Source organism: Rothia sp. HMSC065B04 (assembly GCF_001812285.1).
GTDB lineage: Bacteria > Actinomycetota > Actinomycetes > Actinomycetales > Micrococcaceae > Rothia > Rothia mucilaginosa.
The window spans coordinates 104,653-131,431 of sequence record NZ_KV808406.1 but is presented as its reverse complement, the minus strand read 5'-3'; the positions used below and the strand labels follow the sequence as shown (position 1 = coordinate 131,431).

Genomic DNA, 26,779 nt, shown 5'->3' with positions numbered 1-26,779 from the left:
TCTTTAACCCGCAGTGAAGACACTAACCTATCGATAGGGCCGTAACCTATCGGCGCCCCCTATCGACGAGCCCCTCCCCGACCAGCCCACACCCTCACCGCGTAACAACCCGTAACACCCCCTTGCAGTATACCCCCCTAGGGTATATACTGGAGTCATGGAAACCACTAGCAACCAGTGCTGCCACAGCACATCCGACCAGGTCAGCACCGCATCCGACGCACCCGCCAAGGAACAGTCCGAAGCGCACACCGGCGCATGCTGCAGCGGCGAGGCGCCCGAAACCCAACACGGTTACGCCTCCAATAAAGAGGCGCACCTCAAGCGCCTGCGCCGCATCGAAGGGCAGGTCCGCGGCATCGCCCGCATGGTCGATGAAGACAAGTACTGCATCGACATCCTCACCCAGGTTGCCGCGGTCTCCAAGGCGCTCCACGCCGTCTCCCTGAACCTGCTCGAAGAGCACATCGGCCACTGCGTGACCGGCGCCGCCATCGAATCCGAACGCACCGGCGACCCGACCATCGCAGAGGCCAAGGTCAAAGAGGCAACCGCCGCAATCTCCCGCCTCATGCGCAGCTAAACACGCTGCCCCTAAACACCGGGCGGCCCCAAGTTTTCAACCCATTACCGAAAGGAAATCATCATGAGCACCACCACCGTTAAGGCAACCGGCCTGACCTGCAACCACTGCGCTATGAGCGTCAGCGAAGAGGTCAGCGAAGTTCCCGGCGTGACCGGCGTGACCGTGGACGTCGTCAAGGACGGCGTCTCCACCGTGACCATTGAGCACGAGGGCACCCTCAACACCCAGGCTGTTGCAGACGCTATCGTAGAGGCTGGCTTCACCCCCGCCGTCTAGCGCGGCAGCCGGCTCGATTAGGAGTCATCATGGCTTACCCTCCGCAGTACATTGCGATGGTTGTTGGCGCGGTCCGCACCCTTGTCGGCGCCGAAAACATGCACCTGCGCGACGCGATCACCCGCGTGGCCAGGCAGATGAATCTGGATGCGGCGCTGGTCGATTCGTGGGTGAAGCAGAGCCCCGAATACACGGCGCGTGAGGATGCACCCGGTGCGGCGCGACGTAGCGGCACGAGCGCGAATAAGCGTTCCGCCGAGCACGAGCAGGGCGTGAAGGCGCGTGAGAAGGCGAACGCTTCGCCGTTCCCGCGGGCTGCCGTGAAGCGTGCCTACGGTGTGTCTGATCGTGGCGCGAAGGTGACCGGTATTCGTCCGCATACGAGCAGGCCGGATGGGCTGCCCGGCGACCACTGAGCCGCCGCAGCTTTACTCTCGCCGCCGCGTTTACAGCCTCGCAGTTTTACCCGCAGCTTTCGCCCGCGCGCGCTCGACGCCGCGTCCTGATACTGCACCATACACCGTCCGGGGCGGGGTCCTTCGGGGTCCCTCCCCCGGCTTGGTGCGTGCTTTTTCTACCCTCCCGTTTTTGAGTTTTGAGGAAGTATTGTGTCTTCTACACAGCCTTCACCAACCACCCGCGAGCCCTCATCACAGAGTGAGCGCTCTCTTTTTAATTCCGCCGGAACGACAGTAAAATCAACGGAGTCAACCCGAATCATCCACGTGGATATTCAGGGTATGACCTGCGCATCCTGCGTGGGTCGTGTGGAGCGTAAGCTCCGCAAAATCCCCGGCGTTGACCCGGCGGTGAACCTGCCGCTGGAGTCGGCGCGCGTCATCGTGCCCGAGGGTGTGAGCGACGAGCAGATCGTTGAGACCATCAACAATGCCGGCTACACGGCGCACCTCAAGAACGGGCCGCGCGCGGGCGCTGGAACGAACGCGAGCGCATCCGGCGGCGGCGGTCAGCACACCACCCCGAGCATGAAGGGCGGCTTCACCGACCGCATTATTTATGCGGCGATTTTGGGTGTGCCCATCTTCCTGATTTCCATGTTCCCGGCGTTCCAGTTCCCGAACTGGGGCTGGGTCGTGGCGATTCTGACCGCGCCGGTCGCGTTCTGGTGCGCCGCGCCGTTCCACCGCGCCGCGCTCATCAATGCCCGTCACGGCTCCTCCACGATGGATACGCTCGTGTCCCTCGGCGTGGTCGTGGCGTACTTCTATTCGCTGGCGCAGCTGCTCATGAACCCGGCGTTGACGGCGCACGTGCACCATGCGGGCGGCAGCTTCTGGTCGATGTTTACCGGCCACCATGCGCCGCTGTACTTCGATTCGGCGTCCATGGTGACGCTGTTCCTGCTGATTGGCCGCGCAATTGAGCACCGCACCCGCCACCGCTCCTCGGATGCGCTGCGCACCCTGCTGAGCATGGGCGCGAAGGAGGCGACCCTGCTGCGCACCGATAAGCAGGGCGTGACCAAGCAGGTGCAGGTTCCGGTGGAGGACCTCATGCCGGATGACCTGTTCCTGGTGCGCCCGGGCGAGAAGATTGCCACGGACGGCGTGGTGGTCGAGGGTACCTCCGCGGTGGATGCGTCCCTGCTGACCGGCGAGTCTGTGCCGGTGGAGGTACGTCCGGGTGATGCGGTCACGGGTGCCACGGTGAATACGTCTGGTTCGTTGACGGTGCGTGCGACCCGCGTGGGCGCTGAGACGACTCTGGCGAAGATGGGTGAGCTGGTGGCGAGCGCGCAGGAGACGAAGGCTCCTATTGCTCGCCTGGCGGACCGTGTTTCTGCGGTGTTTGTGCCGGTGATTTTGGTGATTTCGGCGCTGACTCTGGTCGGCTGGTGGCTGGTGTCCGGTGACGGTGCGGCGGCGTTCAACGCGGCGGTGTCGGTGCTGGTGGTGGCGTGCCCGTGCGCCCTGGGCTTGGCGACTCCGACGGCTCTGTTGGCGGGTACGGGTCGCGGCTGGCAGTTGGGCATTTTGATTCGTAATGCGCAGGTGCTGGAGGCGACGAGCACGGTTGATCGTGTGGTTCTGGATAAGACCGGTACCGTGACGACTGGTGAGATGTCTGTGGCGTTCTACGGCACTTTTGACGACTATGAGTCGGCGGGTGACTTTGCCGGTATTTCGCCGGAATCCGCAGATTCCAAGAATGAGCGTTCCCTGTCTGTTCTGCGTGATGCCGCCGCCGTGGAGGCGCTGAGTGAGCACCCGATTGCCCGCGCGATTGCCGGTTTTGCCCGTGAGCAGGGTGTGCTGGCTGAGGGTGCTTCGGCGCCGAGTGTGAGCGGCTTTGAGGGTGTTCCCGGAGGCGTGCGCGGCGTGCTGAGCGGCGCGGGTGACGGTGCCAAGGAAAGCACCGAGAATGGCGCCTCCCGACTGGTTGTTGTGGGTACTCCCGAGTACCTGCAGGCGGCAGGTGCGCAGCTGAGTGAGGGCCAGTTGGCTCTGCTGGATCAGGCTCGCCGGGCGGGTCTGACGACCGTGGTGGTTGCCCGCGGTGAGGCACCTGATGAGGCCCCGAACACCACCTCCTCTCTGCAGCCGGTCGGCATGATTTCGGTTGCCGACACCCCCAAGCCGGAGGCTGCAGAGACCATGGCACAGCTGCGTGAGCTCGGCCTGGAGCCGATCCTGCTCACCGGTGACGCCCCGCAGGTTGCGCAGGCGGTCGCCTCGCAGGTCGGCATTTCGGCTGAGAACGTGTACGCCGGCGTGACCCCGGAGGGTAAGTCGCAGGTGGTTGAGAAGTTGCAGGCCGCCGGTCACCGCGTGGCGATGGTCGGCGACGGCGTGAATGACGCCCCGGCGCTGGCTCTTGCGGAGCTGGGCATTGCGATGGGTTCGGGCACGGACGTTGCCGCGGAGGCTGCCGATATTGTGCTGACCCGCTCGGATATTGCCTCGGTGGTGACGGCGCTGCGCCTCTCCCGCGCTACGCTGCGCACCATTAAGTCGAACCTATTCTGGGCGTTCGCCTACAATACGGTGGCTATTCCGGTCGCCGTGGCGGGCCTGCTGAACCCGATGATTGCGGGTGCGGCAATGGCGTTTAGTTCGGTGTTTGTGGTGCTGAATTCTATGCGTCTGACGGCGTTTAGGAAGTAGCGAAACATAACGCGAAATTGCCCAAACATTAGCTATTGAAATAGCCTGAACGAAAAATTCAAAAGCATATCTCGCCGTGCTTTTCGCACGGTAAAAGATATAAAGAAATGCACCGCCCGTGTAAAGGCGGTGCATTTCTTTATATTCAGTTTTCACGGGCGGCGGCTTGAGCATCTAGCTCAAACGCCCCGCCTGAAAGCCCGAGCTCAACAGCCCGAGCCTAAAACCCGGCAAGAAAACCTTGCCGAGAGCCAGGCAAGAACCTTATGCCCAGGTGACCAGGTCCTCGATGGAGCGGCGGCTCTTCGGCGCAATCTCACGAGCACGGTAACCGAAGGTCACAGCCACGGACACACCGAACTCTTCCGGGTCGAACAGGCCGGCAGAAACGAGCAGCTCGTTCACTGCTTCGTAGTTCATACCCTCAATGGGGCAGGAGTCGATGCCGAGCATTGCGGCGCCGGTCATCATGTTGCCCAGGGCGATGTAGGTCTGCTTGGATGCCCAGTCGAAGAGCGCGCGGTCGCTTTCCAGGACCTTCATGTCGTTCTTCTGGAAGTTGCCGTAGCGTTCGAGTGCAGCCTGCATCTGCTCTTCGGTGAGGTTGCGGCCTTCGAGGGTGCGGCGCATCCACGGGGTGTCGTAGCGCAGGCCCTTCTTCGCCAGCAGTACGACCACGTGGCTCGCGTCGTCGAGGGCGCCCGCCATGCCCCAGGCAATCGGCTTGAGCTTTTCGCGCAGTTCGGGGTCCTGGATGACCAGGAACTTCCACGGCTCGGTGCCGACGGAGCTGGGCGACAGGCGCGCAAATTCGAGGATTGCGGCGAAGTCTTCGTCGCTGACGCGGCGGTCGGGGTCGTAGGCACGGGTTGCGCGGCGGCGGGCGAAAATTTCGAGGGCTTCTTCGCGGGTTACGGTCACGGTTTCATCCTTTGCATGAGGGTTTCAATATCCTGTCATGCTACACCTGCGGAGGGTGCGGGCGGTCTAATTGTGAGCCATTACGCCCAGAGCACGTATGCGCGAAGCAATCAGGCTCGAGGGGTTTAGGGAGGGGTTTAGGCACCGGCTTTCATCCACACATCCGAGCGGGCGCGGCGACCGAAAATGACCGCGCGGATTCCTTGGAAGTACAGAATATACGCCGCCCACAAGCCGCAATACCCGGCGAGCGCATCCATGGTGCCGGCGCCGACCGCCCAGTGCAGGCCGAGCATGACCGGCACGTACATGACGAGCATGATGAAGCAGCCAATCGCCAGGTATTTCACGTCCTGCGCGCCCATGAGGATGCCGTCCAGGGTGAACACGTACGCGGCGATGGGCTGGCCGAGGGCAATGATGACGGTGGCGATGGTGAAGAGGAACGCCACCTGCGCGTCCTGCGTGAAAATCCAGGAGCCGAAGAAGCCAATGAGCGGGCAAATCAGGCCGGTGATGACGCCGTAGATGAGGCTCATGCGGAGCAGCCGGTTTTTCAGCTGGCGCACCTTCGCACGTTCGGATTCTACGTTGAGGTCGCGTTCGCCGAGTTCCTTGCCGAGTAGCGCCTGGGCGGCGATGGCGAGGGAGTCCAAGGCGTAGAGGAAGAGGTTAAATACGCCCATGCCGAGCTGGTATGCGGCGGTGTGTTCGGTGCCGAATCGTGCCACGACGAACACGGTCAGCAGGGAGGCAATGCGCATGGACAGGGTGCGCAGCATGAGCCAGGAGCCGAGTGAGAGCACCGAACGCATGCCGGCGACGTCGGGTGCCCAGCGGACGGCGTGTTCGCGGGTGCCGCGCATCATGACCACACCGAGCGCGGCCGCCATGCCCCACTGGGTGAGGGAGGTGCCGGTCGCCGAACCGGCGACACCCCAGCCGACCGGGTAGATGAGTAGCCAGTTCAGCACAATGTTTACGAGCGTGCCGACCGTGGCGACTTTGAGCGGGGTGACGGTGTCTTGCAGCCCGCGGAGCGTGCCGACCTGCGCGAGGATAATCATCATCGGCGGAATACCCCACAGCGAGTGGTGCAGGTAGTCGAGGGCGTAGCTCATGGTTTCGTCGGTCGCGCCGAGGCCGCGCAGCAGCGGGTCTGCGAAGGCGTATCCGGCGATCATAAGGAGCATGCCGAGGCCGAAGGCAACCCACACGCCGTCCACACCGATCTGCCAGGCGCGGCGCAGGTTCTTCTCGCCGAAGGCGCGCGCCACGGCGGGCGTGACGGAGTAGGCGAGGAAGTTCATGAGGCCCACGACCGTGGTGACGAGAGTGGCGGCGATGCTCATGCCCGCAAGTTCTGCCTTACCGAGTTGGCCGATGAGGGCAGAGTCGGTGAGCACGAAGATGGGTTCAGCAATGAGCGCGCCGAAGGCGGGTACGGCGAGGGCGAGGATGCGCCGGTTCAGCGAAGGCTCGGCGGTGTTCGCAGCGGCGTTGGCACTGGGGCCCGCGGCGGTATTCGCGGCGGGGCTCGCTACCGTCGCGGTATTCTTCGCGGGCGCGCCGGGTGCAGTGCTACCGGGTTCAGCAATAGGGTGCTTCTGTGTGCTCATCCTTCTAGGCTACTCCCCGCCGCCGCCGCGGGTGCCTGCGCGCGGGGTGGGGTGCACTCTGCGAGATGCGCTTTAGGCGCCTCGGCCGCGCAGTTCGTCGAGGGCACGGCGTTCCTTCTTGGTGGGGCGGCCGCTGCCTCGTTCGCGTTTAGCGACCGGAGGCATGGAAAGGTAGGCGGGGCGCGGGCCCGAGAGGTCTTCGTAGCAGGTGACGGCGATGGGTGCGCCTACCCGTTTGACGAGGAGTTTTTCAACTTTGAAGACGCGTTCCCAGCCGGGGTAGCGCACGCGCACCACGTCTCCTTTTTTGAGTTTTTGGGAGGGTTTGGCGGGGGCGTCGTTGACGCGCACGTGGCCGCCTTTGCATTCGTCGGCGGCGAGGGAGCGGGTTTTAAAGATGCGCACTGACCAGAGCCAGAGGTCGAGCCTGGCGCTGGTTAGTGTGGTGGTGTCTTCTGCGGTCATGTGTTCATTGTGGCGCGAGGCGGGCGGGGCACCAAATCAGGTGCGCCCACCTATCCTGCGCAATCTCACCGTAATCTCACCGGGCAAATCCGCAACCGGCACCGAACCCGCCAAGCGGCAGAAAATTTTCTACTGCACGCACCTCCCTATTGAGCGCAAACCCGCATCCACTAGGGGTATTGTTAAGTCACCTTCTCAAGAAGTGTTCTCAGGGCCACCTAGTTCGCGTGGTCTACAGGGGGTTGTGGCCGCGACGCCACGGGCTCCCCGTAACAGATTGGATATACACCATGTCAGCTTTGAAAAAGCTTCTGGCGGCTGCCCTCATCAGCACTGTGCTGTCTTCTTGCTCCTTCGGTCCCACGTTGGAGAAGGATGAAAGCGCCCGAGCAATCTTCGACACAGAAAATGACCGGGTGATCCTGCCTCTGGACGCATACAACACCGCCGGCAAGGGCGAATACTTCACCAAAGCCCTTGAGCTCGCCCGCAAAAAGTGCTTTGCCGAACACGGGCAACACTACGAGATGTTCGTCCCCACCGAAGGATCCGGCAGGAACCTCGGCAGAACCTACGGGATCTGGAACGTTGAGCACGCCCAAAAATACGGCCTCCACGAGCGCGAAGACTCAAATACGCTGGACCTCTCCTCCCCTGCCGCCTCATCCGACCCTGGGAAGGATGTCCGCACCGAATGCTATCAGCGCGCCGTCGATGAGATGAAGCAAATTGGAGAGATACCCTTCGGAAGCAGCACGTTTACGCGTTTGGAGACCGACGCCCGAAATGCCGCAGGCGATAGGCAACTCAAAAAATCTCTTGACGACGAGTGGAAGCGATGCGTCAAGGATAAGGGCCTCACCCCCGATAGTGAGGTGACCGTCGAGGAAGAAAAGAATATTCCTCAGAGCGCCGTCGCCTCCGAGGAAGAAATTCGAATCGCCACCATCGAGGCGCAGTGCGACCGGGATATAGGCCGTTCGCAGAAGCTCTACGACCTGCAAGCGCAGTACCAGAAGCCGCTCGTCGCCAAGAACCAGGCAGCCCTGGAGAATGAGCTCAAAGAATTCAAACGCCGGGACGAGCAGTTCAAGCAGTACGTGCTCGACAACCAGTAACAGCGAATAGCAGTCGGTAACAGCCAGTATGCCGACAGAAAAGGGTGTGTGTCGTGTTCAGTGAACACGGCACACACCCTTCTTAAGCTGTACCGGCTATATTGTGCCGGCTACGTTGCGCCGGTTATCCAACCCGCGGTGGTTATGCCTCCACCGTTGCGGTGCGGCGCTCCTTGAGAGCCCAGCCAATCACGCCGGTCAGCAGACCGAACGCAATCCAGGAACCAAGCACCAGCCACTGGTCACTCGTTGCAACCTCCGGGAAGTACGCAATCGAACGCAGCAGAGTCGAGGAGGCACCCGGCACCAACATCTGACCAATCTGCCCCCACACACCGGGCAGGAACACGCTCGGCATACTTGCGCCCGAAATCGGGTTACCAATGAACATGGTGATGCCCGCGCCTACTGCGAGACCAATCAGCGGCGAAGACAGTGCACCCACACCCACAATGAAGAAGGCGGTCGCCAGGTAGGTAGCGCCGAACGCAGCCCACAGGGTTGCGAAGTCGCCGGGGATGATGCCGAACCAGACGTTCAGAATCAGGGCGGTCAGTGCACCACCGATGACGGAGTACAGGGTTGCGGTGGCGAAGCGGCGCCAGGTGCCGTTCACGCGCAGTACGGAGAAGGAACCGCCGAGAATACCGCCAATGACCAGCGGAAATGCGGAGATAGCGATACCGGAACCGGAGGAGTCATTCTCACTCAGGGGTACCACGACGGTGGTCTTCACCGCCATTGCGGATGCCTGCTCGGCCTGCACCTTCATCTGCTCCAGCTGGGCGGCGGCCTGCGCACCCTGTTCACCGCCCGTCTGCACCGCCTGGGTGAGGGCTTCCGTCTTAGCGGCGAGTGCCTTCTGCTGAATCTGCGCGTTCAGCTGGGTGGCAACACCGTTGAGCATCTGGGTTGCTGCGGCGTTTGCGGCTGGTGCGGTCAGCACTTCGGGGGCGGCGCCTTCGGTGAAGATGATTGCGCCGTAGGTTTCGCGCTGCTTGATTTGCTGTTCAGCCTCTTTGCGGGAGGATGCCTGCTTCAAGTCGAAGGTTTCAATACCTTGGTCTTTGAGGGACTGTTCAAACTGACTGACGGTCACCTCGGGGCCTGCGATAGAGACGGGCAGGTTTTTGGTTTCCATGGTTTTGGTGGGCCAGGTGAAGGCGAGGATAACGAGCGAAACGATCAGGGATGCCAGCAGCGAGGTGCTGATGACTTTGATCCAGGAGGAACGCTCGGGGGTTTCTGCCAGGGTCTTGGTGGTTTCGGCGGTAGTGGGGTTGGCGGCGCTCACCGATTCTGCGGTGACTGCGGTGGCGGTTTCGTTGTTCATGACAATCTCCAAACAAAATGCTTATTTCGTTTACGAGTCAGAACTCTACTCTCGATTTTTACCGAGTGCAAACAAAATAGCTATTTTGTTTGTAAAGTCACAAAAAGAACTTCCATTGTGTTTGTAAGTTTTGTGCCCACTCCCTAAACTGGAACCATGCCCCGACTAACAGACGCCACCAAAGCCGCACGCCGAGCCCAAATCATCGAAGCCGCCGTTAGCTGCTTCCTCGAAAAGGGCTACACCAACACCTCCATGAGCGACATCATCAAAGCCTCCGGGCTGTCCTCCGGATCCATCTACTCGCACTTCTCCGGCAAAGAAGACATCCTCACCACCGCCATCAACGAACGCCTCGAAAACATCAAAAAGCTCTACGAAACACTCCCCGAAGGCGCAGGCCCCCAGGATATTCTCGAAACCATCCACACGAACCAGCTGGTAAACGACAATTTCTCCGCCATGCTGCGCATCCGCGCCAAATCGCTCCACGCACCCGAAATCGCCAGGGCAACCGCAGACACCATGCCTCTATTGCAGGGCATCATCGTAAAGACCCTCACCCCCTGGGCAGCCGAACAGCTCAGCGTTCTACACGAAATCAACCCCAATTCAGCGCAGCGCACCCCCGAACAGGAGGCGCTCATCGCCGACTACGCCCGCGACACTGCAGACGCCTTCATGATGGTCTTCCAGGGGTACATGCTCCGCTCCTTCTTCGGCACCCCCAAGGAAAAGGACCGCCTCTACCGCGTCGCCTCAGCACTTCTTCCTGAGTAGTTGACCGCCCGCTAGTCCCCAAAAATCACCCTTGAGCGGTTGTTTTTCAGCATTTAGACCATACAGGGGCAACATAGGTCATTCACATCCTGCAGGCGTAGAATCGAGGAACCATGACTGAATCCTGCACCCCCGCAACCCCCGAGCCGCGCGCCACCAACCCCACCGAGCTGAACAACCTGCGTGCCGCACACGCCGATGAGCTCTCTTCACGCACCCGCGCCACGAGCATCCCGACGGATTCCTGCTCCCTCTACGACGACGAGGCTCTCGGCGGCACCGCCGGACGCGCCACCGCTTGGCTGGCTCTCGAGCACGTGGGCCAGTGGGGCCGCGACGTGCTGGACGGCTCCGCCCTCGGCGAGGAGCTTTCGGAGGCGTTGGGTGAGGCAGTCTCGCAGGCGGGGCTGAAGTTCCTGCTGATCCGCCAGACGGGCAGGGCGGGCCGCGTGCTGCACGGTGCGCCGGATGCATCCGGCAACCCGACCCACCGGGTGCTCTACGCGCTCTGCACCCCGGGTGAAGAGAAGCTCTACTCGTTCAGCGTGAGCACCCCCGAGCAGCTCCTCGACCTACCCCTGGGCAACCCCCAGGAGTTGATTCAGGTGACCGGCGCGGAGCTCATTGATTCCCCCGCCATTCTCGTGTGCGCCCACTCCAAGCGTGACCGCTGCTGTGCCCTGCGCGGTCGCCCCATTGCGGCGCACCTGGCGGATATCCTGCCGGGTAATGTGGTCTGGGAGTGCTCGCATACGGGCGGTCACCGCTTTGCCCCGGTCGGCATTATGCTGCCCACCGGCTACACCTACGGTCGCCTGTCGGAGCCTTCGGCGCTGGCGGCGTACCTGTCGCTGGCGGGTCGTTCCATTCCGTCGCTGCACGGTCTGCGAGGCCGCAGCACGGATACCCCGGTGGAGCAGGCGGCGGAGGTTGCCGTACGCCTCGAACTGGAGAAAAAGGGTGAAGAAGTAACCTCTGGAGGTTTGGTTTCACGTGAAACATCGGTAGCGGAGGCACTGAGTACACTCCGTGAGGCAGGCATCGACCCCGCGGTAGATACCGCCGAACACCCCACCATAGAGGCGGCACTCACCTCCCACACCGACGGACGCACCTGGGTCACCTTCTTCGAGCGGGTCGCCCTTGAGCCGCGCCCCAACTCGTGCGGCAAGGGTCCCGCAGATGCTTTCAGCCGCGAGCTGCTCGCGCTGCACCAGCTCTAACCCCCTGCGCCAGCTCTAGCACCCGCGCATGATGTAGACAGCGTAAAGCCCCGGCGGGCACCTTCTCGGGTGCCCGCCGGGGCTTCACTGTATCCAGGGTTCGGCGTATCCAGGGTTCACCGTAACCGATATTTCAACCTTATCCAGCGGACAGGCTTATCCGGCGAACGGGTTCGGCGCACCGATGTACTGTAGCTCGGTGTACTCCTCCAGACCCTCGGGGCCGCCCTCGCGACCCATACCGGACTGCTTCACACCACCGAAGGGGGCCGCCGCATTCGAGATAACGCCGGAGTTGTAACCGATCAGGCCAAACTCCAGACCAGCCGCCATGCGCGTAAAGCGCGGGTGGTTGCTCGTGTACACGTACGCCGCCAGGCCGTACTCGGTGTCGTTGGCGAGCTTCAGGGCGGTGCGTTCGCCCTCCTCACCGTAGCCGCCGAACGTGGCAATCGGGGCGACGGGGCCGAAGATTTCTTCACGCCACACGCGCATCGAATCGGTCACGCCGGTCAGCACGGTGGGGGTCACGAAGTTGCCCTTGTTCAGGTTCTTGGGCATGCCGCCGGTATCGCTCGGAACGTTTTCTGCAAGCTCGGGAATGTACCCGCCGCAGGCGAGGAGCGCGCCCTTACCCAGGGCGTCTTCGACCATAAAAAGCATAGATTCAACCGCTGAAGGTTGAATTAGCGGTCCGCAGTCGGTTCCGTCGACGGTTCCGTCACCCACGACGGTCGCCTCCATACGCTCCACGAAGGCGCGGGTGAACTCTTCAGCAATGTCCTCGTGCACGATGAATCGGTTGGCGGCGGTGCACGCCTCGCCCATGTTCCTCATCTTCGCCGCGTAGGCGCCCTCCACGGCGGCGGGGATGTCCGCATCCTCAAAGACAATGAACGGGGCGTTACCGCCCAGCTCCATGGAGGTGCGCAGAACGTTCTGCGAGGCCTGCGCGAGCAGGGTGCGGCCCACGGCGGTGGAGCCGGTGAACGAGACCTTCCGTAGGCGCTCATCAGCCATCAGCGCGGAGACAACCTCGCCGGTACGGGAAGTGGTCACCACATTCAGCACGCCGTCCGGCAGGCCCGCCTCACGCATCAGGGACGCGAAGTACAGGGAGCTGAGCGGAGTCAGGGAGGCGGGCTTGAGCACCGCGGTACAGCCCGCCGCGAGCGCCGGGGCGACCTTGCGTGCCGCCATGGCGAGCGGGAAGTTCCAGGGGGTAATCAGCAGGCAGGGGCCGACGGGGCGGCGTACGGTGGTGATCTGCAGCCCGGATTCGGGGGCGAGGCCGGTGCGGCCGAAGTTGCGGGCAGCTTCTTCGGCGTACCAGCGCAGGTAGTTTGCCGCGTAGGCGACTTCGCCGCGGGACTGGTCGAGGGGCTTGCCCATTTCGAGGGTCATGAGCCGGGCGATGACTTCGGTGCGCTGCGTCATGAGCGTGTAGGCGCGGTTGAGGATGTCGGCGCGTTCGCGGACGCTGGTTGCCGCCCATGAGGTGCGGGCGTCGCAGGCGGCGTCGAGTGCTTCGATGCCCTGTTCGACGCTGGCGTCGGCGACGTGCGCGAGGATTTGGCCGCAGGAGGGGTTGTGTACGGGGAAGGAGCCGTTGTCGCCGGTGACCCAGGTGCCGCCGATGAGCAGGTCGGTGGGCACGTAGAAGAAGGGGTAGGAGGGCCTCTCGTAGGGGTCGATGGGTTCACGCTGCGGCATGTTGATGCTTTGCATGTGCGGTTCGGTGCGGCCTCGCAGCTGGGCGGATTTCGCAGCGGTCTTTGCGGCGGAGCTTTCGGGTGAGGTGGTCATGGCGTGCCTTTCGGGTTGGGGCGGCCGGTGCGGTCGACTCTGACCCTTTTAATTCTAGTCCTGCACGCTCCCCTACCCCTCGAACCTGCCCCGCGCGCCTGCACGCCCTCGCCCGCGCTTCTCCACACCCTGGAAAGGCCGCAGGCACGCCAAAGGGGGCCGCATCCGCGTTGGATACGACCCCCTTCGGGTGGATTCTCGCTCAGCGCGCGAGAGTCCTAGCTGAGGATTATGGAAGGCATTGCCCGGAAGGGATGCTCGGTGTTGCATCCGCTCTGCCCGGTACCCGTGTTCTCACCGCTGAGCGGCGGTGAGGCGGGCCCCTAGGTGGACTAGGCCCACCGGTCCTCTCAAATCCAGGACTGACGTGCCTCGATTCGAGTCAGCTCCAGAGGACCGCCATCGTTGGTGCCGTGGAAGCGGCCGAAGTGTACGTACGGGCCGCGGTAGGCGCTGTGGTTGATGGGGCTGGAGTATTGGCCGTTGACCGTGTAGTAGAAGCTGTTCTTGTTCACCACAATCTTGCAGTTCAGTGCCTGGCCGGTGGTGACCTTCTGGCGCAGCTTCATGGTGTGCAGCACGCGCGGGCTGGTCTGCTTGGGTTCGAAGCAGAGAATCTGCGCTACGGAGTTGCCGCGGTAGTTGGGGCGGATGGCGAGCACGTAGGTGCCGTCTTCCTGGTTTGCGGCGAACTTCTTGCCGATGCCGAAGGGGCCGTCGTGTTCGCGACCGAAAGCGACGTAGCCGTAGTGGCCGTCCTGCTGCGGCAGTGCACCGGTCCACTTCATGGAGAAGTCGAGGGTGTACTTTTCGCGGGTGGTGTAGTTCGCCAGCGGGCCGAGCAGTACGGATTCGTCGTAGCGCTGGTTGTGCACGATGGCTACGCCGGTCAGGTCGGGCATGTCCGCTGCGACGGAGGGGTCGGCGGGCAGCATGCCGTGGGGACGCTTGCCGGTCTTGATCTTGACGCTGGAGTCGAAGGGGTCACCGATTACCCAGTAGGGGTCGGGGCACATGAAGCCCTTCACGCCCAGTGCCTTGTACTTTTCGTAGGCGGAGCGGCGGTGGATTTCCCAGACGATGACTGCCTTGCCGAGGCCGGTGAGGGCGCGTACGTTCTCTTCGCTCATGGAGCCCTGGGAAGCGCCGGTCGGCTTCTCGTAGTAGGGTACGCCGATGGCGTCCACGTTTTCGTGGCGTGCCATTGCGGAAATCTTGTCGATGGGGTCGCCGCCGTCGAAGTAGCACCAGGTGGCGCAGCCTGCGGAGTTGGCAAGCTTCAGGTAGCGGGAGGTGGGCTTGAAGCCGCCGCTGCCGTCACGGTACATCTTGATGACGGTGCGGCGCTGCAGGCCGCGTTCGGTGATGAACTTGACGAGGCCTGCCTGTGCGGGGCCGTCCTTCGCTTCGAGGAACAGTACGACCTTCTTGCCGCCGACGGAGGCATATTCGCCGCCTGCGGGTACGGCGTCAACGGCTGCGATGGCTTCTTCGAGGGTGGGGATGTTGTACAGGTCGGTCTTTTCGCCCAGGTTCTTGCGCATGTTGACCTTGTGCTGGCGCAGTTCGGCGAGGGTGTGGCCGCGCACGTCCATGGACGCACCGGTGGTGCGCTTGATGTTGGTGTCGTGCATGCAGACGAACTGGCCGTCGCTGGTGGTGCGTACGGAAATTTCGACGGCGAGGGCGCCTCGGCGTACAGATTCTGCGTACGCGTAGGCGGTGTGTTCGGGGCTGATGTTGCCGGCGCCGCGGTGGGCGATGAAGAATTCATCGGTCTTGTAGAGCAGCTGATGTGCGGGGGAGCCGCTGTGTACTGCCGCGAGCTGTGCGCGGGTGTTGGCTGCGGCGTGGGCTTCGCCTGCCTGGAGCATGAGGGCGGCGGGTGCCAGTGCGGAGGCGCCAATGAAGCCGCGGCGGCTCAGATTCTTGGAGATCTTCGGGAATGCAGTCACCGTAGTGGTCCTTTTTTCGTTTATGAGTTGAGCGTAATGTGTGTGGTTGGTCATTGAAGTTTTGGTTTATAGCTGAGGGTCCGGATTCTCTCAACTCAAACTACAACTCTATGTAGGATAACGATTTTTTATCGGTGATTCACTGCGTTTACAGGAAAATAGGGTATTATGTGCGCCTCATTCTTACCCGCTGTGTAATGCGGGTGAATGTGTTCCTCCTTTTCCGCCGCTTTTAATAGCGGCATTTCATGCGGCGTTAAAAAATTTCTCGTGTAACGAAAAAAGCCGCGCCCGTAGACCGATTGAGCCTGCAGGACGCGACCTTTTGCGTTAAGTATTTTCGCGGGTTTTCACCGCAGTTGAAGCTGAGCTATTTTTCGCTGGTTCAGCTTACTTCTTGGATGCCTGAGCGACGCGGTCACCGGCTGCGACGGGGCGACGAGACTCAGAGTCCTTGGAGATGTTGAACTTTGCGGTGTTGGTAATCATCACCATGGTTTCCTTGGAGGGGATGCGGCCCTCGATAGCTGCCCAGTCGACCTCGATAATGGGTGCGCCTGCCTCAACCTTGTCACCTACGTTAGCGAGCTTGGTGAAGCCGTCGCCGCCGAGCTCAACGGTGTCGATACCGATGTGGACCAGTACCTCACCGCCGTTTTCAGTGCGGAGCATGAATGCGTGCAGGGTGTCCTGAATCAGTGCAATGGTGCCTGCAACGGGTGCGACGATGGTGCCTGCGGTGGGGTTCACTGCGTAGCCGTCGCCCATAACGCCCTGAGAGAAAACGGGGTCGGAGACTTCGCTCAGCGGCAGGTACTCGCCGGTAGCAGGTGCGACGTAGACGTCTGCGGACGATGCTTCCTGTGCGGCAGCTTCCTTCTTCTTCTTGCCGAAACCGAACATGTATGCTCCTTCTGGTCGTGTTGCGCTATGAATAGCGTGTATTTGTAGCGCTGATGCGTCCGCGTCGGATGCGGGCGTCGTTGCCTTCTTGGTTTCACACCGGGCGGCGCCTGCCTGAATTGCAGGGTTCGCACACTCCGGTGCATATGCACTCAGAATACAACACCTAAACCCGTAGCTCACGAGCTGAGGGTCATTCGACTCGAATTCTGCAAATATTCCGCAAATCTGGAACTTCAACTCACACTTCTGCACTCTTGAGGTCGCGAGTACACTTAGTGAAGGACTGGCACCCCTCCTCCGAGCCGGTGCCCATAAGAGAGAAAAGGCTGAAACTGATGACTGAAGCGGCTGAAACCGTTCTTGAAGTATTTATTCCGGGCCCCGGTGAGAACCCGGAGGATCCGCAGGATATGGAGCGCTCCGAATTCCTGGGCGCCGCACAGGAGGCTCTGGATTCGGGCGTGGACATTGAGGTGTACTCCACCGACTCCTACCCTTCCGCCTTCGAAGAGTGCGCACCGGTGGCGGAGCAGATTGAGATGAACGGCATCGAGGTTCTGCCGCTCATGCTGGTCAACGGCGAGGTGAAGGTGTCCTTCGCGTACCCGACCGCCGAGCAGATTAAGCGTTTCTCCCGCGCCCACCTGGTCGCCCAGCCGAAGGCGAACGCGGCAGCGGCTGCGTGCGGCCCGTCCGGTTCCCCGGCGGCGTCGATGATTCCGAACCTGAGCGGCGAACCCGCCGGTTTCGCGGCAACCCTGGCGGGTAAGGCACCCCAGCCGGTCGGCGGCCCCGAGATTGGTAACCGCGTGAACCTCATGGGTGGCGACACCGGCGACGGTATCCCCACCTCCGGTTCGGTGGCTGTGAAGTCCGGTGGCTGCGGATGCGGTGGTTGCGGCTGCGGCGGCAAGTAAACCCGCCCCTGCCGGCAATGAGCGCCTGGCTCGCCCGGTTCTAAACTGCGCACCCAAAGAACTGCATAAACAAAGAGCGGTGCCCGCCTCCTCGTGATGAGGAAGCAGGCACCGCTTTCGCTTAACGAAGCTTAGGTTCACACCCGGCAGCACCTACGGGAGCTGCGGCGGGCGAACAGCACCTTACTTGATGGAGGTACCGACGGAACCGAGCTGCTGGCAAGCCTCGACCACGCGTGCGGCCATGCCTGCCTCTGCAGCTGCACCCCAAACGCGGGGGTCGTAGGTCTTCTTGTTGCCGACCTCGCCGTCAACCTTCAGCACACCGTCGTAGTTGCTGAACATGTGGCCAGCAACGGGGCGGGTGAATGCGTACTGGGTGTCGGTGTCGATGTTCATCTTGATAACACCGTAGGACACTGCGTCTGCAATCTCCTGCTCGGTGGAGCCGGAGCCACCGTGGAAGACCAGGTAGAAGGGCTTGTCGCCCTTGCCGTACTTAGCGCCGACCTCGGTCTGGATTTCCTTGAGCAGCTCGGGGCGCAGGTGAACGTTACCGGGCTTGTACACGCCGTGAACGTTACCGAAGGTCAGAGCAGCCATGTAGGTGCCCTTCTCGCCCAGGCCGATTGCCTCAACGGTCTTGATTGCGTCTGCAACGGTGGTGTACAGGGAGTCGTCGATAGCGCCTTCAACGCCGTCTTCCTCGCCACCAACGGCACCAATCTCAACCTCGAGAACGAGCTTTGCCTTGGAGGTACGCTCGATCAGCTCAGCAGCAATCTTCAGGTTCTCGTCCAGGTCGATTGCGGAGCCGTCCCACATGTGGGAGTTGAAGATGGGGTCTTCACCGCGAGCAACAGCCTTCTCGGACTCTGCCAGCAGGGGCAGGACGAAGCCTTCCAGCTTGTCCTTGGGGCAGTGGTCGGTGTGCAGTGCAATGTTCACGTCGTACTGCTTAGCAACTTCGCGTGCGTATGCTGCGAAGGCCAGGGAGCCAACGACCATGTCCTTCTTGGAAGCGCCGGACCAGTATGCTGCACCACCGGTGGATGCCTGGATGATGCCGTCCGAGCCAGCCTCTGCGAAGCCGCGGATTGCAGCATTCAGGGTCTGGGAGGAGGTCACGTTCACTGCGGGGTACGCGAAGCCCTTTTCCTTCGCGGTCTGCAGCATTTCTGCGTAAACTTCGGGGGTTGCAATAGCCATATGCTGACTCCTTGGATAGATGCGACCGGTTACCGATGCTGGGCCGGTTCACCATATTTTGTTGGCGCGCGAGACGCCTCCTACTCGCACTATTTTACCAAGATACGACTTATTTATCGTTAATTTTTTGTGGGTTTTTTTGGGTTTACTGCAGCGAAATTTCCGCGAATTACCGCGGTAAAGTAGAGGTGTTAATGACTTGATGTCTTCTGTGCGTGCAGGCCAGCGTACACATCACCCGGACGCGATGAAAGGAACCTCCCATGAGCAAGGCGAGCGCTAAAAATAATCCAAAACAGCTCGACGCGAAACGTGAGAAGCGTGCCCGCCAGGCGCAGCGTCGTGCTGAGCGTGAGCATCCGAATGCGGCGGCTATTGCCCCGGTGCGCGCCCAGTTGGATGAGATTCTGGAGCGTAAGAGTCGGCATGTTTTGGGGCATGGCGATATGGCGAAATCCCTTGAGTTGATGGAGAAAATGCGTGATGAGGGTGCGAGTGACCACGAGATTGATGTGGCGCTTGCGGAGGCGAAGCTCCCCTCGGTCGTGCAGGTGGGCCGTAAGTCGTTGATGCGTTGGCCGAGCTGGTGGTGGTTGAATCGTCGTGAGCGCGCGTTGCGGGCGAAGATTGACCGCCTGATGGAGGGCTAAGTCCCCGTTTTGAATAGGTTGTGAGAGCACCCCGTTGTGGGTGCTCTTGTGCTGTGCGGTGGTGGGATAATTGATTTTTTGGACTCAGGGTTCAATTAATCTATTTCACAAAACAATGAAAACCACACAATACAACATGAACCAAATATATTTATAAGATATGCATTATATGTATATAAATTGTTACGTGATGCGAGTTATATTACCTAAATTACCGTGCTATAGTCATTACAACCCGCAGACGTGTTCCCAACCACATTTCGTGTAACACGTGCTTCAGACGTAACTATCCAAGGAGGTATAGCGTGAGCACCTCACCGAACAAGAACCCGCAGACTTCTGCAGCGGATCAGTACACTAAGCCCCCCACAGATGACCCGTTCGCACACGAACAGGAAGGCTTCCACAAGGGGCTTGGCGCACGTCAGCTCCAGATGATTGCCATCGGTTCCGCTATTGGTACCGGCCTGTTCCTGGGCACCGGTAGCCGCCTGCAGGACGCAGGCCCCATGCTCGCCGTTATCTACGCCGTCATCGGCTTCTTCGGCTACCTGATTCTTCGAGCCCTCGGCGAGCTGATCCTTCACCGCCCTTCCTCGGGCTCCTTCGTCTCTTACACCCGCGAATTCTACGGCGAAAAGGCCGCATTCGTATCCGGATGGCTGTACTGGCTGAACTGGGCAATGACCGCCGTTGCAGACGCCACCGCTATCGCTATCTACATCAGCTGGTTCGGTCGATACAACCAGTTCTTCGCAGATATTCCCCAGTGGCTCAGCGCATTCATCGTCGTTATCGTCACTGTGGCTCTAAACCTCATCTCCGTGAAGCTCTTCGGTGAGCTGGAATTCTGGTTCGCACTCATTAAGATTCTTGCCCTGCTGTCCTTCATGGCGGTAGGTATCTGGTACCTGGTCTTCGGTGAGCCCATCAACGGCGTCACCCCCGGCCTGAGCCTTATTGCAGCCAATGACGGCTTCTTCCCCAACGGCATTCTTCCCGCTCTTATCGTGGTTCAGGGCGTTGTGTTCGCCTACGCCGGTATTGAGCTGGTCGGCACCACCAGTGGTGAAACCAAGAACGTTGAGAAGGTTATCCCCCGCGCTATCAACACCGTGATCTGGCGTATCGCGATCTTCTACGTTGGTTCCGTGGTTCTGCTCTGCCTGCTCATGCCCTACACCGCATACAAGGACGCAGAGTCGCCGTTCGTGACCTTCTTCGACGCTATCGGTATTCAAGGCACCGCACCGATTATGCAGCTGGTCGTTATTACCGCGGCTGCTTCCTCGCTGAACGCTGGCCTGTACTCCACCGGTCGTATCCTCCACTCGATGGGTGTTGCAGGTTCGGCACCGAAGTTCACCACTAAGGTGTCCCGCTCCGGCGTTCCGGTGGCAGGTATTCTGCTGACCGGTGTGATTGGCCTCTTCGGTGTTGTGCTGAACTTCTTCGTTCCCGAGCAGGCGTTCGAGGTCGTGCTGAACATCGCCTCGGTGGGCACCATGGCTAGCTGGGCGGCTATCGCAATGTCGCACCAGAAGTACCTGAAGCTGGTCGGCGAGGGCAAGTACAAGCGCCCCAACTACCGTGCACCCGGCGGTCGTTTCAGCGACTGGGCTGTGATGGTCTTCCTGGCTGTTGTGCTGGTGCTGATGGCACTGGATTACCCGGTCGGCACCTACACCCTGGCATCGCTGTTGCTGGTTATCCCGCTGCTGATTATCGGCTGGTACACGGTTCGTGACCGCGTCAACGAGATTGCTCGCGTCCGTGAAGGCTACACCGGTTCCGTGCCCGTGATTGCTGCCCGCCCCGTGGTGAAGAAGCTCGTTTCGGAGCCTCGTACCCACATTGACCTGGGTGACCTTGAGGACGAGGACAACCCGAAGGGTAGCTAACCCGACCGGTTGCCTGTAATCCCGGTAATATCCCGGCGAAGGCGAATGAGGGGGTTCTAGACCCTAGCCCTAGACTCTAGGAGGTCTAGGCTCTAGGAGCTCTAGACTCTAGAACCCCCCTCCCTGCACGTCTTTTCGTGTTCGTTCCGTATTACATCCGTGTAATACATAAAGCAAAGTACATATCTACAGCATTTCTAATACGGTGTGTCCTGCAATATATTTTGAGATAATAGATATCCGCAGTGACCACCAGATGCACAAAGAAGTTTTGTGCAGATATTCAAAGGAGAAAATCATGACTGAACGTCCTAGCGCACACGCGGTGGAATTTGTTGACGTCGCCTCGATGGCGAAGTGGATTCAGAAGGACGGCGTAGGCAACATCATTGCCGGCATGGTCGACTTCCTCGAAGAAGACTTCAAGAAGTGGCAGAGCTTCGACAAGATTCCGCGCGTCGCCTCCCACACCCCCTTCGGTGTGATTGAGCTGATGCCCACCTCCGACAACATCACCTACTCCTTCAAGTACGTGAACGGCCACCCGTCGAACCCGGCACGCGGCTTCCAGACCGTGACCGCATTCGGTCTGCTCGCTGACGTGGACAACGGCTACCCGGTGTTCCTGGCTGAGATGACCCTGCTGACCGCGCTGCGTACCGCTGGCGTGTCCGCCATGGTTGCTAAGCACCTGGCACGCAAGGATTCGAAGAAGATGGCAATGATTGGTACCGGCTCGCAGTCTGAGTTCCAGGCGCTGGGTATGCGCGCTGTGCTCGGCATTGAGGACCTGTCCGTCTACGACGTTGATCCGCACGCGATGGAGAAGTTCCGCCGTAACCTGGAGCCGCTGGGCTTCCGCATCCACCTGGCTAAGGACGTGGACGAGGCTGTTGAGGGTGCAGACATTATTACCACCTGCACCGCCGATAAGCAGCAGGCGAAGGTTCTGCTGGACCGCCAGGTGAAGCCCGGCGTGCACCTGAACGCTATTGGTGGCGACTGCCCCGGCAAGACTGAGCTGGAAAGCGAAATTCTGGACCGCTCCACCGTGTTTGTTGAGTTCCCGCCGCAGACCCGCATTGAGGGCGAGATTCAGCAGAAGGACCCGGACTTCCCGGTGGTGGAGTTCTGGAAGGTTCTGACCGGTGAGGAGCCCGGCCGCGTGTCGGATGAGCAGATTACCCTGTTCGACTCGGTGGGCTTCGCGATTGCTGACTTCTCGGGTCTGCGTTATGCCCGTGCGGCCACGCAGGACACCGACCTGCAGCAGTTCATTGACCTGGTTGCTAGCCCGGATGATCCGAAGGATCTGTACTCGCTGGTGAACGTTAACGTTCCGGTGGGCTAAAGGACTAAGCAGCCTGACGCTGAGTGGCCTTGAGCTGGCGGGCCTGTAGGTGCGCCAGCATGGGCTGCGAGGTTGAGAGTGAATAAAGTGAGGGCCGGGGAGTGGTGACACTCCCCGGCTCCTTCTTGTGAAATTTTCGTATGCACGGATTTTCTAGGGGCAACTTGTGAGCATTCTGCGGCTGGTTCACCCGTTCTGCCCTTCAGCGGGTGTGGCTACTGGTGGGTGGCAATAATTTCGCGCGCCTTCGCTATCTTCGCATCACGTTCAGCCTTCAATTCATTCAGCAGCGCCTGATTCTTCTCAATCAAAGGCCCCTGATAAGACGCCTCAAGATCACCCAAACGCTGAGCCAGCCTCACCTTCTCGCTACATTGAGCTTCAATGGTTGCCAGGCGGATAACCTCCTCCAACACTTTGGGATCATCAGCATTCAGATTGGCCGTTTCTTTGCTCGTCCATTCACCGTCCCCGGTGCGAGGCGTCAACCCTTTCTCACGCTGGCAGTCCCACCAATCTGAGCGGGCTTTCTTCCATTCAGGGTCAGCCTGCGCACGCATGTACGCTTCACTACGGATACGCTCGACGGGGCGGTACTTTTTCTCATCATCCTCATCAAAATAGAGCATATCCAGTTCTTCCCGATGCTCTTCGCGGCAGCTGGCCCTGACGTCTTCAGGGATGCTCTTATAAATCCTTTCCTGCTCATCTCTGACTTGGATGGACGTAAAATGATTCGCCGCATGCTTCACGTTCCAGGAGCCGTACTGGGAGGCGTTGCCAGAAACCAAGCCGTTTTCTAGAATTTCAAAATCGTATCCTTTTTTCGCATAGCACTCTTTAAGAATCAACAAATACGCCCTATATGTTATATCTTCGGCCTGGTCACTCATATCGTATTCGTCGAGGGGAAGAGTAATATAGTTATTTTCAAAATCCAGCTGGGCTTTGAGGCTAGTATCCTTAGGCGCAGCGGCGCAGGAACTTAAAGCTAAAGCAAAGCAGGCGAGTAGGGCAGAAGATTTCTTCATTGTTACCAACTCCTTTCAATCAAGAAAGTCAGGAGGAGCCCACAAACATTGGGCTCCTCCATCACAATTACCAGCGGCAGTTTACCTTGTAAACAGAACTAATACGATCATCCCAAGTCTCGCCCCAATGGAGACCCGCATGGCTTAGACCGCGAAGATAGTTGAGGTCGGAAGAAGATTCAAAATTTCGACCCCTGTGATTAATGTCTTCGTAATAGTGCCACCGACACCCACCAGAATGCAATGAAGATGCACGGTCACTCATCCAATCCAAATGGGTCGTCCCCTCAGTTTCCATACGGGGCCCAAGGAAATTGGCATCCGAATAGAAAGTAACACCCGCATGTGCCGGAGGTGCTACCGCACCGAAAGTCACCGCAGCCACACAGGCCGCAACAGCAAGAGACTTATTAAAGATCCTCATCAGAATCTCCTTTCAAAAGAATGACGCCGCGGTCATTCATATCCACAACCCGCAACCATTGGCGAGCCGAAGTCAGGAAATCCATCGCATGCCCCAAACCGAAATTGAGAGTGCGACTCTCGTATTCCCTGTGACTTGAATTAATACTAACACACCTAGGCAATTTATTTAGTGATTTAAATCACTTATATGATAATATGGGATTTACCCGCTTTAGATATATTTAAATATTATTTACTACATTTACAAGACAAAAAATCCAGATAACATCACACAACCCCACCACAAACAACGAACCAAACCCCGTGGGTACCCACATTCATGTGAAAAACTCAACACCCCACCCAAACAAAGAATCACCCAATACCCCAATAAAAACCCCAATAAAAAAGGTTCCGACGCGCACACATGCTTCACATTCCAGGAGCCATACCGGAGGCATCACCAGAAACCCAGCCATTTTCTAGGATTTCAAAATCGCATCCTTTTTTCGCGTAGCACTCTTTAAGAGCAAAGCAGGCGAACAGAGCAGCAAATTCCTTCATTGTTACCGACTCCTTTCAACCAGGAAAGTCAGGAGGAGCCCACAAACACTGGGCTCCTCCATCACAATTATTAGTTGTACTATTCAGTTCAAACAGAATGTGTTATTGACTAGTGGCGATAATTTCACGCGCCCTCGCCACATGCTTTTCTTTCTCTTCTTTCAACTGGTTAAGCTTCGCCTGGTTCTTCTCAATGAGAGGCCCCTGGTAGGATGCCTCAATATCACCCAGACGCTGAGCCATACCAACCTTCTGATTACATTCCGCTTCGATAGTTGCGAGGCGAATCACTTCTTGAGTTTTTTCCTCCTCACTCTTAGAACTTACGTCAATATTGGACGTCTCTTGACTACCCCACGCCTGGTCATCCTTGCGTGGTGTTAACCCATTGCTCTCTAGGCAGCTCCACCATTCAGAGCGAACTTTATTCCATTCCGGATCACTTTTCGCACTCGCATAGGCTTCCTGTCTAAGCCGGTAAGCGAAAGAGTCATTGTCATTCTCGTATTCAATTTCTTTCAACTGATTGGCACTTTCCTTGCGACATTCCTTCCTAATCTCTGCCGGTATTTTCTCTGCCGCCTGCGTGCGCTCTCGAGACTTTTCTTCATTGAAATATCCATACTTCTTGGCATATTCAACATTCCAGGCACCATATATATTACTGTGCTGATCATCAGAGAACACAGGGACAGCATCAGAGTATCCCTTAGCTACATAACATACTTGCATGATACGGGCGACCGCCTCATTAATTACAGCCCTTGACGCATCGTCATAGTCATACTCATCCAGGGGAAGAGTAATCAAATTATTCGCGTAATCGAGCTTGGCTTTATACTCAGAATTTGAGGCACCTCCCTGAGCGCATGAAGACAGCAAAAGCGCGCCTGCTAGGGCAGTGATTGTGAATGCACTACTTTTATGCAAGAGCACACCCTCCTTTCAGAGTGGAGGAAAAACTTAAAGCAGGAAAGCATCCTGTCCCTCTACCACCATTCACCTAGCAATACACATACCTAACTGAGCTAATCCGGTCATCCCAAGTCTCGCCCCAATGGAGACCCTCATGGCTTAGACCCCGCAGATAGTTGAGGTCGGAAGAAGAATCAAACCTGCGACCCCTATAGTGGCTGTCTTCGTAATAGCGCCACCGGCACCCATCAGAATGCAATGAAGATGCACGGTCATTCATCCAACCCAGATGAGGGTTATCCCAGGTGTACATACGGGACCCAAGGAAATTGGCATCCGAATAGAAAGTAACACCCGCATGTGCCGGAGGTGCTACCGCACCGAAAGTCACCGCAGCCACACAGGCCGCAACAGCAAGAGACTTATTAAAGATCCTCATCAGAATCTCCTTTCAAAAGAATGACGCCGTGGTCATTCATATCCACAACCCGCAATCATTAGCGAGCCGAAGTCAGGAAATCCATCGCATGTCCCAAACCGAATTTGAGAGTGCGATTCTCATATTCCCTGTGACTTGAATTAACACTAGCACACCTAGACTATTTATTTAGTGACCTAAATCACTTATGTGATAATATGTGATTTACCCGATTTAGATATATTTAAATATTATTTACTACATTTACAAGACAAAAAATCCAGATAACATCACACAACCCCACCACAAACAACGAACCAAACCCCGTGGGTACCCACATTCATGTGAAAAACTCAACACCCCACTCTAACAAAAAAAATCACCCAAACCCCCAATAAAAACCCCCAACAAAAAAGGTTCCGACGCGCACACAACGCATCGGAACCTTTAAACACCAAACAGCCGCCAGGCTACGACGGAATCTGGCCAAACACATGGCGGCGAACCCACGCATGCATCGCAATACCCGCAGCCGTCGCCGCATTCATCGAACGCGTTGACCCAAACTGCTCAATCGACAGAGTATCCCTAGCCGCCGCATGCAACTCCTCCGACAAACCCGGGCCCTCCTGACCAAAAACCAGCACACACCTCTTCGGCAGATCATACGTCTCCAGGGGCACCGAATCCGGAAAAATATCAATACCAATAATTTCCAGACCCTCAGCCTGCGCCCACGCCACAAAATCCTCAATCGTCGGATGATGACGCACATGCTGATAACGATCCGTCACCATCGCACCACGACGATTCCAACGGCGACGCCCAATAATATGGACCTCCTTCGCCAACATCGCATTCGCAGTACGCACCACCGTGCCAATATTCAAATCATGCTGCCAATTCTCAATCGCCACATGAAAATCATGGCGGCGCGTATCCAGGTCAGCAATAATCGCGTCCATCGACCAGTAACGGTACTTATCCACCACGTTACGGCGGTCGCCCTCACGCAGCAGCTCCTCATCCCAATGGTCGCCCTCAGGCCACGGACCCTCCCACGGGCCCACACCCACCTCAAAACGGGCAGTACCCTGCTCAGTACCCTCAACAGCCTCAGCTACAGCCGCATCCGCAGGCACAGCCTCAGCAGGTACAGCCTCAGCCGCCTCACGATTCTCAACCATCACAACCACCTTCACGCCAACAACCAGCGCCACACCGGCGCCCACAGAGCCATCTTACAGACAAAAACCCGCACCACCAGCCACACACAGCAGCCAGCGGCACGGGTTCACCCGCCGC

At 59.0% G+C, this 26,779-nt stretch carries 24 protein-coding genes; 11 read left to right on the top strand and 13 right to left on the bottom strand.

What is annotated here, in order from left to right; translation table 11 throughout:
- The first annotated feature begins 157 nt into the window (after positions 1–157).
- The 4 genes from HMPREF2845_RS09445 to HMPREF2845_RS00600 all read left to right on the top strand — a co-directional run bounded on the left by HMPREF2845_RS09445 (position 158) and on the right by HMPREF2845_RS00600 (position 3,987).
- On the top strand, positions 158–583 hold the full coding sequence (locus HMPREF2845_RS09445) for a metal-sensitive transcriptional regulator (RefSeq protein WP_070630082.1): 426 nt from the start codon (positions 158–160) through the stop codon (positions 581–583).
- 63 nt (positions 584–646) lie between these two features.
- A complete protein-coding gene (locus HMPREF2845_RS00610; RefSeq protein ID WP_044150011.1) occupies positions 647–862 on the top strand; it encodes a heavy-metal-associated domain-containing protein in 216 nt (71 codons plus the stop codon).
- Positions 863–891: 29 nt separating this feature from the next.
- The gene (locus HMPREF2845_RS00605; protein WP_005507683.1) at positions 892–1,278 is read left to right on the top strand and encodes a hypothetical protein; all 387 of its coding nucleotides are present in this window, start codon (positions 892–894) and stop codon (positions 1,276–1,278) included.
- A gap of 189 nt (positions 1,279–1,467) precedes the next feature.
- A complete protein-coding gene (locus HMPREF2845_RS00600) occupies positions 1,468–3,987 on the top strand; it encodes a heavy metal translocating P-type ATPase (protein ID WP_070633610.1) in 2,520 nt (839 codons plus the stop codon).
- A 264-nt stretch (positions 3,988–4,251) separates the two neighbouring features.
- Here HMPREF2845_RS00600 and HMPREF2845_RS00595 read toward each other — a convergent pair whose 3' ends face one another.
- The 3 genes from HMPREF2845_RS00595 to HMPREF2845_RS00585 all read right to left on the bottom strand — a co-directional run bounded on the left by HMPREF2845_RS00595 (position 4,252) and on the right by HMPREF2845_RS00585 (position 6,992).
- Complete coding sequence (locus tag HMPREF2845_RS00595; RefSeq protein ID WP_070633608.1) at positions 4,252–4,908, bottom strand: NAD(P)H-dependent oxidoreductase; 657 nt, start codon at positions 4,906–4,908, stop codon at positions 4,252–4,254.
- Between the two features lie 137 nt (positions 4,909–5,045).
- On the bottom strand, positions 5,046–6,527 hold the full coding sequence (locus HMPREF2845_RS00590; protein WP_083308715.1) for an MATE family efflux transporter: 1,482 nt from the start codon (positions 6,525–6,527) through the stop codon (positions 5,046–5,048).
- 72 nt (positions 6,528–6,599) lie between these two features.
- Positions 6,600–6,992, bottom strand: a complete 393-nt coding sequence (locus tag HMPREF2845_RS00585; protein ID WP_070633606.1) for an RNA-binding S4 domain-containing protein — start codon at positions 6,990–6,992, stop codon at positions 6,600–6,602.
- A 290-nt stretch (positions 6,993–7,282) separates the two neighbouring features.
- Here HMPREF2845_RS00585 and HMPREF2845_RS00580 point away from each other — a divergent pair, with 290 nt between their 5' ends.
- Positions 7,283–8,110 (top strand): UDP pyrophosphate synthase, encoded by an 828-nt coding sequence (locus HMPREF2845_RS00580; protein WP_070633604.1) that lies wholly within the window; start codon positions 7,283–7,285, stop codon positions 8,108–8,110.
- A gap of 142 nt (positions 8,111–8,252) precedes the next feature.
- On the opposite strand, the gene HMPREF2845_RS00575 is transcribed toward HMPREF2845_RS00580, so the two are convergent.
- A complete protein-coding gene (locus HMPREF2845_RS00575; protein ID WP_246824576.1) occupies positions 8,253–9,443 on the bottom strand; it encodes an ABC transporter permease in 1,191 nt (396 codons plus the stop codon).
- 156 nt (positions 9,444–9,599) lie between these two features.
- On the opposite strand from HMPREF2845_RS00575, the gene HMPREF2845_RS00570 reads away from it, so the two are divergent.
- On the top strand, positions 9,600–10,223 hold the full coding sequence (locus HMPREF2845_RS00570; RefSeq protein ID WP_070633600.1) for a TetR/AcrR family transcriptional regulator: 624 nt from the start codon (positions 9,600–9,602) through the stop codon (positions 10,221–10,223).
- 113 nt (positions 10,224–10,336) lie between these two features.
- Complete coding sequence (locus tag HMPREF2845_RS00565; RefSeq protein ID WP_070633597.1) at positions 10,337–11,446, top strand: sucrase ferredoxin; 1,110 nt, start codon at positions 10,337–10,339, stop codon at positions 11,444–11,446.
- Positions 11,447–11,602: 156 nt separating this feature from the next.
- Here HMPREF2845_RS00565 and HMPREF2845_RS00560 read toward each other — a convergent pair whose 3' ends face one another.
- From HMPREF2845_RS00560 to HMPREF2845_RS00550, 3 genes are all read right to left on the bottom strand, one after another.
- Positions 11,603–13,252 carry an NAD-dependent succinate-semialdehyde dehydrogenase gene (locus HMPREF2845_RS00560; protein WP_070633595.1) on the bottom strand — a complete coding sequence of 550 codons (1,650 nt, stop codon included), beginning with the start codon at positions 13,250–13,252 and terminating at the stop codon, positions 11,603–11,605.
- 350 nt (positions 13,253–13,602) lie between these two features.
- Positions 13,603–15,207, bottom strand: coding sequence for a glycerophosphodiester phosphodiesterase (locus HMPREF2845_RS00555; RefSeq protein WP_049362436.1), 1,605 nt, complete (start codon positions 15,205–15,207; stop codon positions 13,603–13,605).
- A 390-nt stretch (positions 15,208–15,597) separates the two neighbouring features.
- Entirely contained in the window at positions 15,598–16,110 is a 513-nt protein-coding gene (locus tag HMPREF2845_RS00550; protein ID WP_044150002.1) for a PTS sugar transporter subunit IIA, read from the bottom strand.
- A 338-nt stretch (positions 16,111–16,448) separates the two neighbouring features.
- On the opposite strand from HMPREF2845_RS00550, the gene HMPREF2845_RS00545 reads away from it, so the two are divergent.
- The gene (locus tag HMPREF2845_RS00545; RefSeq protein WP_070605210.1) at positions 16,449–17,030 is read left to right on the top strand and encodes an arsenic metallochaperone ArsD family protein; all 582 of its coding nucleotides are present in this window, start codon (positions 16,449–16,451) and stop codon (positions 17,028–17,030) included.
- Positions 17,031–17,213: 183 nt separating this feature from the next.
- Here HMPREF2845_RS00545 and fbaA read toward each other — a convergent pair whose 3' ends face one another.
- A complete protein-coding gene (fbaA, locus tag HMPREF2845_RS00540) occupies positions 17,214–18,239 on the bottom strand; it encodes a class II fructose-bisphosphate aldolase (protein ID WP_012902702.1) in 1,026 nt (341 codons plus the stop codon).
- A 263-nt stretch (positions 18,240–18,502) separates the two neighbouring features.
- Between fbaA and HMPREF2845_RS00535 the strand changes: the two genes are divergently transcribed.
- The 3 genes from HMPREF2845_RS00535 (at position 18,503) to HMPREF2845_RS00525 (ending at position 22,141) form a co-directional block, all read left to right on the top strand.
- Positions 18,503–18,889 carry a hypothetical protein gene (locus HMPREF2845_RS00535; protein ID WP_012902700.1) on the top strand — a complete coding sequence of 129 codons (387 nt, stop codon included), beginning with the start codon at positions 18,503–18,505 and terminating at the stop codon, positions 18,887–18,889.
- Positions 18,890–19,194: 305 nt separating this feature from the next.
- Positions 19,195–20,790, top strand: coding sequence for an amino acid permease (locus HMPREF2845_RS00530; protein ID WP_070633593.1), 1,596 nt, complete (start codon positions 19,195–19,197; stop codon positions 20,788–20,790).
- A gap of 298 nt (positions 20,791–21,088) precedes the next feature.
- Positions 21,089–22,141 (top strand): ornithine cyclodeaminase, encoded by a 1,053-nt coding sequence (locus tag HMPREF2845_RS00525; protein ID WP_005504242.1) that lies wholly within the window; start codon positions 21,089–21,091, stop codon positions 22,139–22,141.
- Positions 22,142–22,356: 215 nt separating this feature from the next.
- Here HMPREF2845_RS00525 and HMPREF2845_RS00520 read toward each other — a convergent pair whose 3' ends face one another.
- The 5 genes from HMPREF2845_RS00520 to HMPREF2845_RS00510 form a co-directional block, all read right to left on the bottom strand.
- Entirely contained in the window at positions 22,357–23,172 is an 816-nt protein-coding gene (locus tag HMPREF2845_RS00520; RefSeq protein ID WP_049346184.1) for a hypothetical protein, read from the bottom strand.
- A gap of 67 nt (positions 23,173–23,239) precedes the next feature.
- Complete coding sequence (locus tag HMPREF2845_RS09480; protein WP_141747363.1) at positions 23,240–23,596, bottom strand: peptidase inhibitor family I36 protein; 357 nt, start codon at positions 23,594–23,596, stop codon at positions 23,240–23,242.
- Positions 23,597–24,009: 413 nt separating this feature from the next.
- Positions 24,010–24,141: a hypothetical protein gene (locus HMPREF2845_RS09440; RefSeq protein WP_256370613.1), complete on the bottom strand. Its 132-nt coding sequence runs from the start codon at positions 24,139–24,141 to the stop codon at positions 24,010–24,012.
- Between the two features lie 102 nt (positions 24,142–24,243).
- The gene (locus tag HMPREF2845_RS00515; RefSeq protein ID WP_049338606.1) at positions 24,244–25,077 is read right to left on the bottom strand and encodes a hypothetical protein; all 834 of its coding nucleotides are present in this window, start codon (positions 25,075–25,077) and stop codon (positions 24,244–24,246) included.
- A gap of 867 nt (positions 25,078–25,944) precedes the next feature.
- On the bottom strand, positions 25,945–26,706 hold the full coding sequence (locus tag HMPREF2845_RS00510; protein ID WP_246824575.1) for a TrmH family RNA methyltransferase: 762 nt from the start codon (positions 26,704–26,706) through the stop codon (positions 25,945–25,947).
- Positions 26,707–26,779 lie beyond the last annotated feature (73 nt).

Excerpts from the sequence above, each read along its gene's own strand:
- HMPREF2845_RS00590 (WP_083308715.1), bottom strand. The coding sequence starts at position 6,527 with ATGAGCACACAGAAGCACCCTATTGCTGAACCCGGTAGCACTGCACCC.
- HMPREF2845_RS00580 (WP_070633604.1), top strand. The coding sequence starts at position 7,283 with ATGTCAGCTTTGAAAAAGCTTCTGGCGGCTGCCCTCATCAGCACTGTG.
- HMPREF2845_RS00610 (WP_044150011.1), top strand. The coding sequence starts at position 647 with ATGAGCACCACCACCGTTAAGGCAACCGGCCTGACCTGCAACCACTGC.
- HMPREF2845_RS00545 (WP_070605210.1), top strand. The coding sequence starts at position 16,449 with ATGACTGAAGCGGCTGAAACCGTTCTTGAAGTATTTATTCCGGGCCCC.
- HMPREF2845_RS00570 (WP_070633600.1), top strand. The coding sequence starts at position 9,600 with ATGCCCCGACTAACAGACGCCACCAAAGCCGCACGCCGAGCCCAAATC.
- HMPREF2845_RS09440 (WP_256370613.1), bottom strand. The coding sequence starts at position 24,141 with ATGAAGGAATTTGCTGCTCTGTTCGCCTGCTTTGCTCTTAAAGAGTGC.
- HMPREF2845_RS09445 (WP_070630082.1), top strand. The coding sequence starts at position 158 with ATGGAAACCACTAGCAACCAGTGCTGCCACAGCACATCCGACCAGGTC.
- HMPREF2845_RS00565 (WP_070633597.1), top strand. The coding sequence starts at position 10,337 with ATGACTGAATCCTGCACCCCCGCAACCCCCGAGCCGCGCGCCACCAAC.
- HMPREF2845_RS00585 (WP_070633606.1), bottom strand. The coding sequence starts at position 6,992 with ATGACCGCAGAAGACACCACCACACTAACCAGCGCCAGGCTCGACCTC.
- HMPREF2845_RS00605 (WP_005507683.1), top strand. The coding sequence starts at position 892 with ATGGCTTACCCTCCGCAGTACATTGCGATGGTTGTTGGCGCGGTCCGC.
- HMPREF2845_RS00525 (WP_005504242.1), top strand. The coding sequence starts at position 21,089 with ATGACTGAACGTCCTAGCGCACACGCGGTGGAATTTGTTGACGTCGCC.
- HMPREF2845_RS00560 (WP_070633595.1), bottom strand. The coding sequence starts at position 13,252 with ATGACCACCTCACCCGAAAGCTCCGCCGCAAAGACCGCTGCGAAATCC.
- HMPREF2845_RS00535 (WP_012902700.1), top strand. The coding sequence starts at position 18,503 with ATGAGCAAGGCGAGCGCTAAAAATAATCCAAAACAGCTCGACGCGAAA.
- HMPREF2845_RS09480 (WP_141747363.1), bottom strand. The coding sequence starts at position 23,596 with ATGAGGATCTTTAATAAGTCTCTTGCTGTTGCGGCCTGTGTGGCTGCG.
- HMPREF2845_RS00520 (WP_049346184.1), bottom strand. The coding sequence starts at position 23,172 with ATGAAGAAATCTTCTGCCCTACTCGCCTGCTTTGCTTTAGCTTTAAGT.
- fbaA (WP_012902702.1), bottom strand. The coding sequence starts at position 18,239 with ATGGCTATTGCAACCCCCGAAGTTTACGCAGAAATGCTGCAGACCGCG.
- HMPREF2845_RS00575 (WP_246824576.1), bottom strand. The coding sequence starts at position 9,443 with ATGAACAACGAAACCGCCACCGCAGTCACCGCAGAATCGGTGAGCGCC.
- HMPREF2845_RS00550 (WP_044150002.1), bottom strand. The coding sequence starts at position 16,110 with ATGTTCGGTTTCGGCAAGAAGAAGAAGGAAGCTGCCGCACAGGAAGCA.